13 protein-coding genes and 2 tRNA genes are annotated in these 15,968 nt (G+C 55.6%); 10 read left to right on the top strand and 5 right to left on the bottom strand.

What is annotated here, in order from left to right:
• Positions 1–79 precede the first annotated feature (79 nt).
• The 4 genes from efeU to phoH all read left to right on the top strand — a co-directional run bounded on the left by efeU (position 80) and on the right by phoH (position 4,716).
• Positions 80–913, top strand: coding sequence for an iron uptake transporter permease EfeU (efeU, locus tag GN242_RS11770; protein ID WP_154750918.1), 834 nt, complete (start codon positions 80–82; stop codon positions 911–913).
• 56 nt (positions 914–969) lie between these two features.
• Entirely contained in the window at positions 970–2,097 is a 1,128-nt protein-coding gene (gene efeO, locus GN242_RS11765; protein WP_154750919.1) for an iron uptake system protein EfeO, read from the top strand.
• Positions 2,098–2,103: 6 nt separating this feature from the next.
• Entirely contained in the window at positions 2,104–3,387 is a 1,284-nt protein-coding gene (gene efeB, locus GN242_RS11760) for an iron uptake transporter deferrochelatase/peroxidase subunit (RefSeq protein WP_156287532.1), read from the top strand.
• Positions 3,388–3,927: 540 nt separating this feature from the next.
• Complete coding sequence (gene phoH / locus GN242_RS11755) at positions 3,928–4,716, top strand: phosphate starvation-inducible protein PhoH (protein ID WP_154750921.1); 789 nt, start codon at positions 3,928–3,930, stop codon at positions 4,714–4,716.
• An 87-nt stretch (positions 4,717–4,803) separates the two neighbouring features.
• On the opposite strand, the gene GN242_RS11750 is transcribed toward phoH, so the two are convergent.
• Both GN242_RS11750 and GN242_RS11745 read right to left on the bottom strand, forming a co-directional pair.
• Positions 4,804–5,544 (bottom strand): NADPH-dependent oxidoreductase, encoded by a 741-nt coding sequence (locus GN242_RS11750; RefSeq protein WP_156287531.1) that lies wholly within the window; start codon positions 5,542–5,544, stop codon positions 4,804–4,806.
• Positions 5,545–5,803: 259 nt separating this feature from the next.
• Positions 5,804–5,891: transfer RNA gene (locus GN242_RS11745), tRNA-Ser, on the bottom strand.
• A gap of 249 nt (positions 5,892–6,140) precedes the next feature.
• On the opposite strand from GN242_RS11745, the gene phoA reads away from it, so the two are divergent.
• On the top strand, positions 6,141–7,544 hold the full coding sequence (phoA, locus tag GN242_RS11740) for an alkaline phosphatase (protein ID WP_154750923.1): 1,404 nt from the start codon (positions 6,141–6,143) through the stop codon (positions 7,542–7,544).
• A 936-nt stretch (positions 7,545–8,480) separates the two neighbouring features.
• Here phoA and GN242_RS11735 read toward each other — a convergent pair.
• Positions 8,481–8,568, bottom strand: a tRNA-Ser gene (locus GN242_RS11735).
• Positions 8,569–8,801: 233 nt separating this feature from the next.
• On the opposite strand from GN242_RS11735, the gene GN242_RS11730 reads away from it, so the two are divergent.
• The 4 genes from GN242_RS11730 (at position 8,802) to GN242_RS11715 (ending at position 12,636) form a co-directional block, all read left to right on the top strand.
• Positions 8,802–10,268 (top strand): peptide MFS transporter, encoded by a 1,467-nt coding sequence (locus GN242_RS11730; protein WP_305038637.1) that lies wholly within the window; start codon positions 8,802–8,804, stop codon positions 10,266–10,268.
• A gap of 85 nt (positions 10,269–10,353) precedes the next feature.
• Positions 10,354–11,292 (top strand): glyoxylate/hydroxypyruvate reductase GhrA, encoded by a 939-nt coding sequence (gene ghrA / locus GN242_RS11725; RefSeq protein WP_156287529.1) that lies wholly within the window; start codon positions 10,354–10,356, stop codon positions 11,290–11,292.
• A 17-nt stretch (positions 11,293–11,309) separates the two neighbouring features.
• On the top strand, positions 11,310–12,047 hold the full coding sequence (locus GN242_RS11720) for a phosphatase (protein WP_156287528.1): 738 nt from the start codon (positions 11,310–11,312) through the stop codon (positions 12,045–12,047).
• Between the two features lie 37 nt (positions 12,048–12,084).
• Positions 12,085–12,636 carry a TorD/DmsD family molecular chaperone gene (locus tag GN242_RS11715; RefSeq protein WP_154750926.1) on the top strand — a complete coding sequence of 184 codons (552 nt, stop codon included), beginning with the start codon at positions 12,085–12,087 and terminating at the stop codon, positions 12,634–12,636.
• Positions 12,637–12,688: 52 nt separating this feature from the next.
• Here the strand turns inward: GN242_RS11715 and GN242_RS11710 are convergent, their stop codons facing one another.
• Both GN242_RS11710 and GN242_RS11705 read right to left on the bottom strand, forming a co-directional pair.
• On the bottom strand, positions 12,689–14,059 hold the full coding sequence (locus GN242_RS11710; RefSeq protein WP_154750927.1) for a CoA transferase: 1,371 nt from the start codon (positions 14,057–14,059) through the stop codon (positions 12,689–12,691).
• A 20-nt stretch (positions 14,060–14,079) separates the two neighbouring features.
• On the bottom strand, positions 14,080–14,991 hold the full coding sequence (locus GN242_RS11705) for a DMT family transporter (RefSeq protein WP_156287527.1): 912 nt from the start codon (positions 14,989–14,991) through the stop codon (positions 14,080–14,082).
• Positions 14,992–15,232: 241 nt separating this feature from the next.
• Here GN242_RS11705 and GN242_RS11700 point away from each other — a divergent pair, with 241 nt between their 5' ends.
• Complete coding sequence (locus GN242_RS11700) at positions 15,233–15,955, top strand: glutamine amidotransferase (protein ID WP_154750929.1); 723 nt, start codon at positions 15,233–15,235, stop codon at positions 15,953–15,955.
• Positions 15,956–15,968: the final 13 nt, after the last annotated feature.

Raw genomic sequence — 15,968 nt, 5'->3', positions numbered from 1 at the left:
GATAATGATAATCAGTATCGTTTTTATTTTACTTATCTTTACGGTTTTTGACCTGATTTCACGCTCTGAGGTGTATGGCATGTTTGTCCCGTTTCTCATTATGTTACGCGAAGGATTGGAAGCGGCGCTGATTGTCAGCCTGATAGCCAGTTATCTGAAACGCACCCAGCGCAGCCAGTGGTTTGGCGCGATGTGGATTGGGGTGTTTGTTGCCGCCGCTATGTGCCTGGCACTGGGCTGGTTTATCAATGAAACCACTGGCGAATTTCCGCAGAAAGAGCAGGAGCTGTTCGAGGGCCTGGTTGCCGTTGTCGCCGTAGTGATCCTCACCTGGATGGTGTTCTGGATGCGCAAAGTCTCCCGAAACGTAAAAGCGCAGCTGGAAGATGCTGTCGACAGCGCATTGCAGAAAGGCAACAGCAGCGGCTGGGCGCTGGTGATGATGGTGTTTCTGGCCGTGGCACGTGAAGGCCTGGAGTCAGTCTTCTTCCTGCTGGCGGCATTTCAGCAGGATGTGGGCTACGGCCCGCCGCTGGGAGCGATGCTGGGCCTCGGTACCGCAGTGGTGCTGGGTATGCTTATTTACTGGGGCGGGGTACGCCTTAACCTTGCCAGTTTCTTCAAGTGGACCAGCCTGTTTATCATTTTTGTCGCAGCCGGTCTGGCCGCCGGGGCGATCCGCGCTTTCCATGAAGCCGGGCTGTGGAATCACTTCCAGCAGCTGGCATTCGACTTCAGCGGCGTGTTAACCACTCACAGCGTTATCGGTACTCTGCTGGAAGGGCTGCTGGGCTACCAGGAAGCGCCAAGCGTCAGTGAAGTGGCCGTATGGTTTATCTATCTGGTTCCTGCGTTGCTGCTGTTTGCTATGCCCGCGCGCACCATTTCGACCTCTGCGCGTACCACGCGCTGATTCTGTCTGGCAGACCACTGGTCTGCCGCTTATAACACTTTAACTGGGATCACTTTATGACCACACACTTTCGCCGCCAGGCACTGAATGCTGCTCTGCTTGCGGCTCTCACCTCGTCCGGTGCTGCGCTGGCTGCCGATATCCCGAAGGTTAACGTTAGCGTGACCGATAAACAGTGTGAGCCGATGACGCTGACGGTTGATGCCGGGAAAACACAGTTCATCATCAAAAATAACAGCCAGAAAGCGCTGGAGTGGGAGATTCTGAAAGGCGTGATGGTAGTGGAAGAGCGTGAAAATATCGCGCCATCCTTCACCCAGAAGCTGACGGCTAACCTGGAAGCCGGTGAGTACGACATTACCTGCGGCCTGTTGAGCAACCCGAAAGGCAAGCTGATCGTTAAAGCCAACGGCAGCAAAGTCAACGATGGCAAGCCTGATGTGCTGCAACTGGTTGGCCCGATTGCTGATTACAAGCTGTATGTCACTAAAGAAGTCGAACAGCTGGTTGCGGGCACCAAAGCCTTTACCGATGCGGTGAAAGCGGGCGATCTGGAGAAGGCAAAAGCGCTGTTTGCACCAACCCGTCAGCACTATGAGCGCATCGAACCTATCGCTGAACTGTTCTCCGATCTCGACGGTGCCATTGATGCCCGTGAAGATGATTTCGAGAAGAAAGCATCCGATCCGAAGTTCACCGGTTTCCACCGTCTGGAAAAGGTACTGTTTGCTGATAACACCACCAAAGGTATGGATAAATTCGCCGACCAGCTGTACAAAGATGTGCTGGATCTGCAAACCCGAATCAGTGAGCTGGCCTTCCCTCCGGGCAAAGTCGTGGGCGGTGCTGCCGGTCTGATTGAGGAAGTCGCTTCCAGCAAAATTTCCGGTGAAGAAGACCGCTACAGCCGGACTGATCTGTGGGATTTCCAGGCCAACGTTGATGGCGCGCAGAAGATTGTTAACCTGCTGCGTCCGCTGGTGCAGAAAGCTAACCCGCAGCTGCTGGCGAAAGTGGACGGTAACTTTAAGAAAGTCGACACCATTCTGGCGAAGTACCGTACCAAAGATGGCTTTGAATCCTACGAAAAATTAACTGATGCCGATCGCACGGCGCTGAAAGGTCCTATCACGGCTTTGGCCGAAGATCTTGCACTGCTGCGCGGTACGCTGGGGCTGGATTAATTATAAATGGCAAAACCTGTTGATGGCGTGGCGTTAGCGTCACGTCGTCGTTTACTGAAAGGGATGGGCATCCTCAGCGGTGCCCTGGTCGTGGCGGGTGGTTGCCCGGTTCATGCGGCCAGTGAAGAGAAAACCTCATCGCCGGGAACCCTGCCACCCGGTGCCCGCCAGGAGCGCCAGCCATTTTATGGTGCTCATCAGGCCGGGATCACCACGCCGCAGCAGGCGTCAATGATGCTGGTGGCTTTTGATGTGCTGGCCACGGACAAAGCCGATCTGGTGCGTCTGTTCCGCCTGTTAACCGACCGTATTGCGTTTCTGACCGCAGGCGGTAAAGCGCCGCTGGTTACCAATCCGCAGCTGCCGCCAATGGATTCCGGGATTCTGGGTGATGATATCTATCCGGATAACCTCACTATTACGGTTTCCGTCGGCACTTCATTGTTTGACGAGCGTTTCGGTTTACAGGGTTTAAAACCGCTGAAGTTGCAGCCGATGACGCGCTTCCCGAATGATTCCCTTGATGCCCGGCTGTGCCACGGCGATCTGCTATTGCAGATTTGTGCAAATACCAATGACACGGTGATCCATGCGCTGCGCGATATTATCAAGCATTCGCCGGATCTGCTCAGTGTACGCTGGCGGCGTGAAGGGTTTATCTCGGATCATGCGGCACGTAGCAGAGGCAAAGAGACGCCGATAAACCTGCTGGGCTTTAAAGACGGCACGGCGAATCCGGACAGTACCGACGGCAACCTGATGGATAATATTCTGTGGGTCAGCAAGGGGCAGGGCGAACCAGCGTGGACGCTGGGTGGCAGCTACCAGGTGGCGCGTATTATCCAGTTCCACGTAGAGTTCTGGGATCGTACTCCGCTGCGTGAACAGCAGACCATTTTTGGCCGTGAGAAACATAGCGGTGCGCCGTTGGGTATGCATAAAGAGCATGATGTGCCTGATTATGCCAGCGATCCGCAGGGCGACGTTATTCCGATGGATGCCCATATCCGTCTGGCTAACCCGCGCACGCCGGAAACGCAATCCAGCCTGATGCTGCGTCGTGGTTACAGTTATTCTCTGGGAGTTTCTAATTCTGGCCAGCTGGAGATGGGATTGCTGTTTGTCTGTTATCAGCACGATTTAGAAAAAGGTTTTCTTACCGTGCAGAAACGCCTTAATGGCGAAGCGCTTGAAGAATATATAAAACCGATTGGCGGTGGATATTTCTTCGTGTTGCCAGGCGTGGCGGACGCACAGCACTATCTGGCCCAGGGGCTGCTGGAAGCCTGATCTTATTTAGCGGATTAATCTTAATCCGCTAATCTTTTGCTGCTCCAGGTAATAAGCGCAATACAATTGATCTGATTAAAAATCACCCATTTACTCTTTCCTGCACCTGCGTTAAAAATAAATTCTCTTTCGTAACTTCATGATAAAAAACAGGTTCATCTAACTGTCATATAAACGGTAAAAAAAATGTTGCTTTTTTTAGCTAATATGAAGAATATGAAATTGCTGTTGATTTTCGCATCGAGTTTTTATGGGTGGAGATAGCGAATGCAGAGATCCCTTAACGGGTTATTAGTCGTAACGTCTTATATCGCAAACATTTGTGAGGAATACATTTCCTCTGTAACTTTCACTTCTTTCACAATCCAACGGCAACTCAACTCCTTTAACCCTTTCCGGTGCACTGCGGGCATGCGCTCTGCTTTGCATTTGTTCCAACGGCCAGACAAGGCTTAAAAGGAAGCCACAACCTCTAAAGCGTTCACGTAATCGCATTGATATAACTGATGCGGGAAATGAAACCAACTGTAAGGTGCCACTATGGGAAGACAGAAAGCAGTGATCAAAGCGCGTCGTGAAGCAAAACGTGTGCTTCGTAGTGATTCACGCAGTCATCGTCAGCGCGAAGAAGAATCGGTCACCTCGCTGGTGCAGATGGGCGGACTGGACTCTATTGGCATGGCTCGCGATACCCGCGACCACTCGCCGATTGAAGCCAGAAATGAAGCTCAGGCGCACTATCTCCACGCCATAGAAAGTAAGAAGCTGATCTTTGCTACCGGCGAAGCAGGCTGCGGTAAAACCTGGATCAGCGCCGCAAAAGCGGCTGAGGCCCTGATACATAAGGATGTCGACAGGATCATCGTTACGCGCCCGGTGTTGCAGGCGGATGAGGATCTGGGATTCCTGCCTGGAGATATCTCAGAGAAATTTGCCCCGTACTTCCGGCCGGTATATGACGTTCTGGTTAAACGTCTGGGATCGTCCTTTATGCAATACTGCCTGCGTCCCGAAATTGGCAAAGTGGAAATCGCTCCCTTCGCTTATATGCGTGGCCGCACCTTCGAAAACGCTGTGGTGATTCTGGATGAGGCGCAGAACGTCACCGCCGCCCAAATGAAAATGTTTTTAACCCGCCTCGGAGAAAACGTCACGGTTATCGTCAATGGTGATATCACTCAGTGTGATTTGCCTGCTCATGTGAAGTCCGGACTCAGCGACGCGATGGCGCGCTTCGAGGAGGATGAGATGATTGGCGTGGTGCGTTTTGATAAACAGGACTGTGTGCGTTCAGAGCTTTGCCAGCGTGCACTGCTTGCTTACAGTTAGTCAGACAGGTCAGACAGAATAGCAGGAGCTGTTATTCTGCAAGCCCCCGTAATAACAAAGCCCGGCACTGTCCGGGCTTTTTTATGCTTATTTATCGATGCCAAAGCCCTGTTTCAAAATTGCAGGCTGCACTTTAGGGAAATAGATATTCTGATAATAGCTGGCGGTGTTATTGCCCCAGTTATCCCCATCGGTACGCCCGGTACTCTGCCAGTGGGCAACCAGTACCTGATTGTAGGCTTTAATCACATCCGGCAGCGAGGCTGAGTCATAACGTTCTTCATGGCGGAAGCCTGCCAGCGACATCCGTGGTTTCTGGACGGCGGGTTCATCAACATAGCCAAGCACAACACCAGCCACCGGGAAGGTCAGCTCTGGTAACTGCAACAGCTCAATCAACGCCTCAGGTTCACGACGGATACCGCCAATTGGCACCACGCCCAGTCCGTGAGAGCGCGCCGCCGTCATCACTGCACCGAGAGCAATGCCAATGTCGGTGGAGCCGGAAATCAGGCTTTCAAGGCTTTCATGGGCAATCTGCTGTTTGTTTTCTGCGGCAATCCCCAGCTGGCTTTTATGCATATCAAACACAAAGGTGATGAAAACCGGTGCCTTAGCAATCCACGGCTGCCCTCCGGCCAGTTCTGCAATACGTGCACGAGTGGCCGGGTCGCGAACCACCACCAGCGAAACCTGCTGCGAGTTTACAGACGTTGGGGCACGCCATGCGGTTTCGATGATGTCATCAAGAATGTGGTCGGCGATCGGCGTATCAAGATAGCTGCGCTCGCTGCGATGGCTTTTCAGCAGTTGGGTAATATCATTCATAGGGAGCCCTGAGAGTAAGGTAAGAAAAATTAAGAAGTTAATTTTAAAATCAGAAAGAGAACATACGTGATATTGATGGGGGGGAGGGTAAGCAGATTGTGCGCCGGATCACACTTTCGTGGTGCGAGGCACGCAATATGTTATGTGTAGCGCAGGTGCGAGGCACGCCTCGTCCCGGGTCGGGCATGCCCGACCCCTACACCGGCGAAATATGCATAAAAAAATGCCTGAACTTTCGCTCAGGCATTCTCTTTGAATATGGTGGTGAGAGAGGGGTTCGAACCCTCGATACGTTGCCGTATACACACTTTCCAGGCGTGCTCCTTCAGCCACTCGGACACCTCACCATATTTTTACTGCCGTCACCCGCAGGGGGCAACGGGGCGCTACTATAGGCAGTAGCGGTTAATGGGTCAAGTAGTATTTTTCCCTGTGCTTCTATTCGCTTAACTCATGAGCAATCGCAAAAAATCATCAACGTACCCGCCGCGCAATGAAATCTCCTCGTCATCTCACTGACACAGAAATGAAATAGTTGTATCGCAGACTGACCACCTGAAATATTAAGTAAAATTTATTCATGGAGATCGCCACAAATGAAACATAAAGCCTTCGCACTTTCCCTGCTCACATCCCTGGTCTGCTCTTCAGCAGTCGCTGATATCGCCACCTATAATCGCGCAGCACAAGGGGATATTACCCAGCCGGGCGGGGCGCGGCGTCTCACCGGTGACCAGACCGAGGCAATTAAAGCATCCCTGAGCAACACGACGGCGAAAAACGTCATCCTGCTGATTGGTGATGGCATGGGGGATTCGGAAATTACAGCCGCGCGAAACTATGCGGAAGGAGCAGGCGGTTTCTTTAAAGGCATCGATGCACTGCCGCTCACCGGGCAGTACACCCATTACTCGCTGGATAAAAAAAGCCATAAACCTGATTACGTTACCGATTCAGCAGCATCTGCGACCGCCTGGGCCACGGGCGTTAAGTCTTACAATGGTGCCATTGGTGTGGATGTAAACGGCAGGGATCATCCGTCACTGCTGGAGCTGGCCAAAGCAGCCGGAAAGGCGACGGGTAACGTCTCGACCGCTGAACTGGAAGATGCTACCCCGGCTGCACAGATTGCTCATGTAACCTCACGTAAATGCTACGGCCCGGTAAAAACCAGTGAGCTTTGTGCCACCAATGCGCTGGAAAAAGGCGGGAAAGGTTCGATAGCTGAACAGCTGCTGAATGCCCGCGCAGACGTCACCTTCGGAGGCGGCGGTAAAACGTTTAAAGAGACGGCCACTGCTGGCGAATGGCAGGGCAAAACGCTGGCAGAGCAGGCGGAGCAGCGTGGCTTTCAGCTGGTTAACGATCTGAATGCGATGAACGCCCTGAACGAAGCCAGTGATAACAAGCCGGTACTGGGACTGTTCGCCGATGGCAATATGCCGGTGCGCTGGAAAGGGCCAAAAGCGGTTTATCACGGTAACCTTGATGGCAAACCGGTCACCTGCGAAGTGAACGCTGAACGCCCGGAGTCAACGCCGACTCTGGCCCAGATGACAGACAAAGCCATCTCCCTGTTAAGCAGTAAACAGCAGGGTTTCTTCCTCCAGGTTGAGGGCGCGTCAATCGATAAGCAGGATCACGCGGCTAACCCTTGCGGTCAGATTGGTGAAACTGTGGATCTGGATGAAGCGGTGCAAAAGGCGCTGGAATTTGCGCGTAAAGATGGCAACACGCTGGTGATTGTAACCGCAGACCATGCGCACTCCAGCCAGATCATCGCCAATGACAGCAAGGCGCCCGGACTGACTCAGACGCTGATCACCAAAGACGGCAGCCCGATGACCATCAGCTACGGCAATTCCGAAGAGGATTCGCAGGGCCACACCGGTACCCAACTGCGCATCGCGGCATACGGCCCTCATGCGGCCAACGTGGTTGGCCTGACCGATCAGACCGATCTGTTTTATACCATCAAGGACGCGCTGGATATCAAGTAACGGATGTTTATCTGACGGTATACCGCGGGGGCGAGGCAGGCAGTCTGTATCGGGTATCGCAGGGGCGAGGCACGCCTCGTCCCGGGTCGGGCATGCCGCCCCCTGCAGCCGTCGGCATATTCTGTAATGTGTATCGTAGGGGCGAGGCACGCCTCGTCCCGGGTCGGGCATGCCGCCCCCTGCAGCCGTGGGATATTCTGTAATGTGTATTGCAGGGGCGAGGCATGCCTCGTCCCGGGTCGGGCATGCCGCCCCCTGCAGCCGTGGGATATTCTGTAACGTGTATTGTAGGGGCGAGGCACGCCTCGTCCCGGGTCGGGCATGCCCGCCCCCTGCAGCCGTCGGCATATTCTGTAATGTGTGTTGTAGGGGCGAGGAACGCCTCGTCCCGGGTCGGGCATGCCGCCCCCTGCAGCCGTGGGATATTCTGTAATGTGTGTTGTAGGGGCGAGGCACGCCTCGTCCCGGGTCGGGCATGCCGTCCCCTGCAGCCGTCGGCATATTCTGTAATGTGTGTTGTAGGGGCGAGGCACGCCTCGTCCCGGGTCGGGAATGCCGCCTCCTGCAGCCGTCGGCATATTCTGTAATGTGTGTTGTAGGGGCGAGGCACGCCTCGTCCCGGGTCGGGCATGCCCGACCCCTGCAGCCGTGGGATATTCTGTAACGTGTATCGCAGGGGCGAGGCACGCCTCGTCCCGGGTCGGGCATGCCCGACCCCTGCAGCCGTGGGATATTCTGTAATGTGTATCGTAGGGGCGAGGCACGCCTCGTCCCGGGTCGGGCATGCCCGACCCCTACAGCCGTAGGATATTCTGTAATGTGTGTTGTAGGGGCGAGGCACGCCTCGTCCCGGGTCGGGCATGCCCGACCCCTACAGCTGCGAAATATGCATAAAAAAAATGCCTGAACTTTCGCTCAGGCATTTCTCTTTAAATATGGTGGTGAGAGAGGGGTTCGAACCCTCGATACGTTGCCGTATACACACTTTCCAGGCGTGCTCCTTCAGCCACTCGGACACCTCACCATATTGTTGCCGCAAACAGGTTGCTGACGGGCGCTAATGTAGGGGAAAACGCCTGCTGCGGTCAACAGCCATTCCTGAAAATTGAGCGCGTTTAGTCAGTTTTAACGCACTTTGCTGTTTAAAACGGCAATGGAGACCGCCAATCAAGGCGTTACATCAGATCGCCACCGATCATCTCGCGGAAAAAGTGCATAATAACCGGCTTAATTTGGCAGGAAAAACTGAGGTTAGTTGTGGAACAGACCAGGCCTATACCCCAACAGCAGGTGCCGGGCGGAACCGGCGCGCTGTTCTTTATCCAGATCTTCGCCACTATGGGCTTTGCGGTGCTCTATTCCAGCCTTGTGCTGTATGCCACCAAACGGCTCGGATTCAGTGAAGGGCAGGCGAATACTATGATGGGCGTATTTGGCGCCTTTAACTACGGGCTGCACCTGTTTGGCGGCTATCTCGGCGGACGTTTCCTCAGCAACCGTAATCTGTTTGTGCTGGGTATGGTGCTTCAGGTCGCTGGCTGCTGGACGCTGTCAGGGCAGAGCGCCGAAGGACTGTATTGGGGGCTGGCAATGTTTCTGACCGGTAGCGGGCTGAACGTTACCTGCATCAATATGATGCTGACCCAGCGCTTTGCTCCGGAGGATAACCGCCGTGAAAGCGCCTTCCTGTGGAATTACGCCGGGATGAATCTTGGCTTCTTCCTCGGCTTTACCGGGGCCGGGTATTTCCAACTCAGCGAACATTACGAAGCGCTATTCCTGTTTGCTACCGTCGGTAATGCTATCGCCATCGTTATCTCGCTGCTTTGCTGGAAAATCCTGGGAGATATCAATACGCCACTGCTGCATGCCAGCAAGCGGCAATTCCGCTGGCGTATGCTCGCCGGGCTGGCAGTACTGATATTGCTGGTTCCAACCATACGTCTTATGCTTAACCATGCAGGCTTTACCGGCAGCTTTGTACTGGTGCTGGGCGCAGCAATCTTTCTGCTGCTCTGCCTCACCACCCTGCGCCATCGCCCTCGCGATGAGCAGCGGCGGATGGGCGCATACCTGATCCTTGCCCTCGGTTCACTGGTGTTCTGGACGCTGTATCAACTGGCACCAATGGGATTAATGCTGTTCACCGAACACAATATCAACCTTAACGTTTATGGCATCCGGGTTGCGCCGCAGTGGGTGCAGAATATTAACACGCTGGTGATTGTGGTCGGCGGCCCGCTGCTGGCGATGGGGTTCCGCAATCTGCGTGAACGAGCATGGCGTATCGATATCCCGCTGCAATTCTCAGCCTCTTTATTCTGTATTGGTCTGGGTATGCTGGTGTTGCCGCTTGGTATCGCGCTGGCTGGCGAGGACGGCATGGTGGCGTTTAAATGGATCGTCATCAGCTACGTGCTGCAAAGCCTGGGTGAGCTGCTGATCTCTCCTATCGGTTACGCCATGATTGGTAAACTGGCCCCGGTACGCTATCAGGGGGTAATGATGGGCTGCTGGATGATGGTTACCGGTGTGGCATCGGTGCTCTCAGGCCATATTTCTGCGCTGATGCCGGAAAACAGCGGCAGTACACCGCTGATCACTAACCCCGGCTACAGCCATATTTTCAGCCTGCTGGGCTGGGGCAGTGCGGCAATCGGGCTGCTGATGATCTTCCTTATTCCGATGTTGCGCCAGCTGATTCATCAGGTTGAGCGCCGCTAATCGTCAGGCGGGGCAGGCAGCTGCCCCATATTTCACTTGCCAGTCGCTCTGTTTTCTTCCATAAACAGAAAAACAGGAGAAAAACGTGGATATCATTTTTTATCATCCGTTCTTTAAGGCAGAGACCTGGATCAACGGCTTACAGCAGCGTCTTCCTGATGCCCGCATCCGGCAGTGGCAGCCCGGCGACAACGGCCACAGTGACTATGCACTGGTGCGCCAGCCGCCGGTTGAGATGCTCCAGGGGCGCAAGCTCAAAGCAGTATTTGCCCTCGGGGCAGGCGTAGACGATATCCTCGGACAGCTGCGTGAACATCCTGAAATGCTGGCACCAGGCGTGCCTCTGTTCCGTCTGGAAGATACCGGAATGGGGCGGCAGATGCAGGAGTACGCGGTGTACCACGTACTCGGCTGGTTCCGGCGCTTTCCTGAATATCAGAAGCAGAAAACCGAAACGCTCTGGCACCATCTGCGCAATCGCAAGCGCAGTGATTTCTCTGTTGGTATCCTGGGGGCCGGTGTCCTCGGCCGCAGCGTGGCACAAAGCCTGCTGGCGTGGGACTTCCCTGTTAGCTGCTGGAGCCGCACAGCGAAGCAGATCGACGGCGTTACCAGCTTTCACGGCGAGCAGCAGCTGGGTGCGTTTCTTTCCTCAACTCAGGTGCTTATCAACCTGCTGCCAAACACGCCGCAGACCCAGGGGATTCTTAATCGCCACCTGCTGAGTCAGCTCAAACCAGGTGCATTTTTGCTGAACCTGGCGCGCGGTGCTCATCTGGTTGAGGCGGATCTGCTGGCGGCAATAGAAGCGGGTGAGGTCAGCGCTGCCGCACTGGATGTGTTTAATCACGAGCCGCTGCCCGCAGAACATGCTTTCTGGTCACATCCTGATATCGCTATCACACCTCATAATGCGGCTGTAACCTTGCCAGACGAAGCTATGGACTACATTGCGCAGGCTATGCTGCGATGTGAAAACGGCGAGATGCCGGAGGGGCGCGTGGATATCAGTCGCGGCTATTAATCTAAAGGAGAGAACCGATGTACCCAGTTGACCTTCATATGCACACCGTTGCCAGCACTCACGCTTACAGCACGCTGCGTGACTATGTGTTACAGGCGCAGACCTGCGGCGTTAAACTACTGGCGATTACTGACCACGGCCCGGATATGGCCGATGCACCGCACTACTGGCATTTCGTCAATATGAAGGTGTGGCCTCGGGTGATTGACGGCGTTGGCGTGCTGCGCGGTATTGAAGCGAATATTAAAAATATTCAGGGGGAGATTGATTGCAGCGGGCCAATGCTCGACTCCATAGATATCATCGTGGCGGGCTTCCACGAGCCGGTGCTGGCGCCGCAGGATAAGGCGAGTAATACCGAGGCGATGATTGCCACCATGGCAAACGGATTGGTGCATATCATCAGCCATCCCGGAAACCCGAAGTATCCCATTGATATTCAGGCCGTTGCCGAAGCCGCCGCGAAGTATGACGTGGCGCTGGAGCTGAATAACTCCTCATTTACTACTTCCCGCCTGGGCAGCGAGCCTAATTGTCGTGCCGTTGCTGCTGCGGTGCGGGATGCCGGAGGCCGCCTGGCACTGGGATCGGATTCGCATACCGCCTTTACCCTTGGCAACTTTGAGCACTGCCTGCGTATTATGCGCGAAGTGGATTTTCCGGAGGATCGCGTGTTAAATGTCACGCCACGTCGCCTGCTGGACTTCCTGCAACAGCGTACCGGCAGGGAAATTGCTGAATTCGCTGACATGTGACAGTGTCACACATTACTCTTAACGGAATTGAAATTACATGAATGAGTTTTCCATCATCTGCCGCATCCTTGGCTCTCTGTATAACCGTCAGCCTCAGGATCCGCTGCTGGTTCCGCTATTTACCATGCTGCGCGAAGGTAAACTCCAGCAGCACTGGCCGCTGGAGCAGGATGAGCTGCTCACCCGCTTACAGCAGAACAGCGATCCTGCGCTGCTGGCAGCGGATTACAACGCGTTATTTGTTGGCGCGGAATGCAAGGTGTCGCCGTACGGTTCTCAGTGGGAAAATGGCCCGCAGGAAGCGGATATTCGGGCGTTTCTCAGCCAGCGCGGCATGCCGCTGACCGACGCGCCTGTCGACCATATCGGCGCGTTACTGCTGGCCTCGTCCTGGCTGGAAGATCAGTCAGAAGCCGATGAGTCTCAGGCACAGATTCAGCTGTTTGATGAGTTCCTGCTGCCGTGGGTTGGCGCTTTCCTTGGCAAGGTCGAGGCGCATGCGGGTACGGCGTTTTACCGTACCCTGGCGGCTCTCAGCCGGGAAGCGTTACAGGCAATGCGCGATGAGCTGGAAGACGAGAACGCCTAACTGTCGGTTACGCGCGATCCCTTCTTCAACGCAGGCGCGGCCTGCCGCGCCTCTACAGCCACTCTGCGGCGGCAGAACCAAAGGGCGATGGCGCTCGTGACCAGATCAGCGGCATTCCCGGCAGCCAGAATGGTGAGCGTAAGCGGTAGCTAATTCCCCAGTGAGAAATCAGTGCTTCGGAGTCCTCATCCTGCGGCTGGCGGGGGGCGAGGCCTGCGGGCTGTGCGTCCTGCGGGTAGGGGGCATCCATTAACAGGCAGGCAGTGCGCGCCAGTGAAAGCCGCGCAGAAAAGCCGGTATGATTCAGCACTCGCTGGCGTAATCCTTCCAGCACGGCGGCGGCCATCATATAGCCAGTGGCATGATCCAGCGCCTGAACGGGCAGCGGCACCGGTGCATCGCTGTGCTGCCACAGTCGGCCACGCTCGGCAATTCCGCAGGCCATCTGCACCAGGCTGTCAAACCCGCGGCGATTGCGCCATGGCCCTGTCCAGCCCCAGGCGTTCAGACTCACATCTACCAACCCCGGATGCAAACTTTGCAGGGTGTCGCTGTCATATCCCAGGTCGCCAAGCGCATCGGCGCGGTAACCATGAACCAGCACATCACACTGGCTGAGGAGTTGTTCAAACTGACGCCGTCCCCCGGCAGATTTAAGATCAAGTCGCGCACAGCGTTTGCCTGGCGTGATCTCCTCCTCCAGTGACGGTTCCTGCCAGCCGGGCGGATCGATGCGTAATACTTCTGCTCCCAGTCCGGCGAGAAAACGCGTTGCCACCGGCCCGGCAATAATGCGCGTCAGGTCAAGTACCCGCACACCGATCAGGGGGCGGGAAGTGCAGAGACGCCAGGCAGGAGCCGGGCCGCAGGCATGAAGGGTTTGCCCGATTAATGCTTCCCTGCTGACGCTTTGGCCCTGGGCGTGCTGCTGCCATTCGCTGTGGCTACGCAGGGCAGCGGCACAGCCTCCGGCATCCACCACCGCCTGCTCAAGTTCCTCCCCTTTCCAGCGGGCGACGGTGGCCGCCAGCTGTTGCCGATCGCCGTGCTGCCCCAGCACTCGCTCCATTGCCGCCCGGTGATGGGGTGCATTGGTGTGCAGGCGCAGCCAGCCGTCTTCCGTGGCGTAATCCCCGGCGAACTGATCCCACTGCGGCGGTGTCGCGCGGTTAACCGGGCGCAGTGCGGACTGGAACCAGCGCGAGGCCAGCGGCCCGTTGATTTCAGCCGTGTGGGTATTCTGTGTCAAACGGGCGGCGGCGGTAGCGGCCAGCCCGATACTGGCTGCGGCGAGTTCGCTGACCGGGTAAGCCGATATCAGCGCCTGGTCGCCGTTAATGATAAGTTCAGGCAGCGGCGCGGTGTCGTTACGCAGACCATGCCACAGCTGTTGCCACAGTGCATCGCTCAGGCGGTTATCCATCAGACTCTCCTTGTGAGGTTTCAGGGGCGGGTACGTTTTTTCCTGTAGCGGTCATAACGGAAGCGCGGCAGGCGAGCATGCATTTTCAGGTTACGCAGGTTAATCACGGCAATCGCGGTGCCGGCAATCACCAGCAGCGCCCCTGCGGCTTTATAGCTGTTCATACTGTCGCCCAGCACCACAACCCCCATAATCACCGCCAGCACGGGCGTCAACAGGGAATAAGGCATAATAAGATTGACGTTGTAGTGCTTCAGCAGGCTGTACCACAGGGAATACGCCACGATCGACGAGCCAATGGCGCTGAACAGAATGCCAAACCAGCCCCGCCATGAAGAGTGTAGCAGCAGATTGAGCTGGTCAGATTCAACCACCCAGGATGCGCATCCCACCAGCGGAATGGCGAAAAATGAGAGCCAGCCGGTGAGGGTGAGCGGGCTGATGGCGGGTGATTTTTTTACAATCATATTGCTGATTGCCCAGCCAAAGGCGCTAAGTAGCAGCAGCACCAGCACCCACCAGTTAGGGATGGTCGGGCTACCCGCCAGCACGACCACGCCGCTCAGTGAAATCATGATGCCAAGCAGCTGCACCAGCCGCAGTTTTTCTTTCAGGATGACCATCGCCAGCAGCATGGCGATCGGTGTACCGAGCTGCACAATCACCGCCGCCGTTCCTGCATCGGTGTAGTTGAGGCTGACAAAAAGCAGAGCGAAGTGCATAAATCCGAAGGTAAAACCGAGGGGCACCAGATAATAAAGCTGCTGGCGAGTCACACGGGTAAAGGGCACCAGAATGATCGCCACCACCACAAAGCGCATGGCGATCATCAGCAGGGGCGGCAGGTCAAGCAGCCCCCATTTTATAGCGATGTTATTAAATGCCCAAATCGACACCACCAGCAAAATCAGCAAAAAATGACGCAGAGCCACTGCACAGTCCTTAGAAAATAACGAAGTATTCCTGATAAGCATGGCATGAAATGCACCAAATGAGGCGCTGAACTCAGCGGTATTTTTAGCAGCCTGTGGTGCAAAGCAGGGCAAACCTGCCGGGTTAAGCCGATGCTTTGTTTATAGAATGACAGAAAATGTTATGAGACAGGGTTGAAACCCGGTGCCATGATAGCCAGCAGGGTAAGCGACCCTGCCGTGATATCGAGGATAGAGCAAGATGACAGTGAGACTTCCGTTAGCCATTATCCAGCTTGAAAAACCGCCACAGGCGGTCAGTGGTGTTGTCGGGGAGCAGAATCAGTGGTTTGTTGAGGCCCTGAATCTCTCAGAGGATGACTATATTGTCGTGCGTCCGGATCTCGGAGAAGACCTGCCAGAGCTGACCACCATCTCTGCGGCGATCCTTAGCGGATCCTGGGCGATGGTCACCGATCACGCTGACTGGAGTGAGCGCACTGCGGCATGGGTTCGTCATGCGGTCGCTGAAAGACTGCCGCTGCTGGGTGTCTGCTACGGGCATCAGCTGATGTCCTATGCGCTTGGAGGGCAGGTAGGTGATAACCCTAACGGCTGGGAACGGGGCTTATACTCTCTGGAAGCGCGCTCCGAGAGCCATCACGATCCGCTGCTGGCTTCGCTTCCGTCGCGGTTCTCTGCCTGGTTGTCACATCGTCAGTCAGTGCTGACGCCGCCGCCGGGTGCACAGGTGCTGGCTGCTTCAGCTCAGGATGGATGCCAGATTATTCGCTACTCGGCGCAGGCGCTGTCGGTGCAGTTTCATCCGGAATTCACAGCAGCGATTATGACCGCCTGCCTGAAAAACAGTCTGAATGATGCTGAGGTTGCCCGTTTGATGCCGGTAAGCCCGGAACCCGAATGGCCGCGTCAGCTGCTGCGCGATTTCTGGCAACAGGGTGTGCCGCTGGCAAAACGCGCCTGACGCCTTGTTTGTC

Source organism: Erwinia sorbitola, from assembly GCF_009738185.1.
GTDB lineage: Bacteria > Pseudomonadota > Gammaproteobacteria > Enterobacterales > Enterobacteriaceae > Erwinia > Erwinia sorbitola.
This window is presented reverse-complemented; position numbering and strand designations above follow the sequence as displayed.

Coding starts and splice junctions, on each gene's coding strand:
- GN242_RS11700 (WP_154750929.1), top strand. CDS start 15,233: ATGACAGTGAGACTTCCGTTAGCCATTATCCAGCTTGAAAAACCGCCA.
- efeO (WP_154750919.1), top strand. CDS start 970: ATGACCACACACTTTCGCCGCCAGGCACTGAATGCTGCTCTGCTTGCG.
- GN242_RS11720 (WP_156287528.1), top strand. CDS start 11,310: ATGTACCCAGTTGACCTTCATATGCACACCGTTGCCAGCACTCACGCT.
- GN242_RS11750 (WP_156287531.1), bottom strand. CDS start 5,544: ATGAATGATATTACCCAACTGCTGAAAAGCCATCGCAGCGAGCGCAGC.
- phoA (WP_154750923.1), top strand. CDS start 6,141: ATGAAACATAAAGCCTTCGCACTTTCCCTGCTCACATCCCTGGTCTGC.
- GN242_RS11715 (WP_154750926.1), top strand. CDS start 12,085: ATGAATGAGTTTTCCATCATCTGCCGCATCCTTGGCTCTCTGTATAAC.
- GN242_RS11710 (WP_154750927.1), bottom strand. CDS start 14,059: ATGGATAACCGCCTGAGCGATGCACTGTGGCAACAGCTGTGGCATGGT.
- phoH (WP_154750921.1), top strand. CDS start 3,928: ATGGGAAGACAGAAAGCAGTGATCAAAGCGCGTCGTGAAGCAAAACGT.
- efeU (WP_154750918.1), top strand. CDS start 80: ATGTTTGTCCCGTTTCTCATTATGTTACGCGAAGGATTGGAAGCGGCG.
- efeB (WP_156287532.1), top strand. CDS start 2,104: ATGGCAAAACCTGTTGATGGCGTGGCGTTAGCGTCACGTCGTCGTTTA.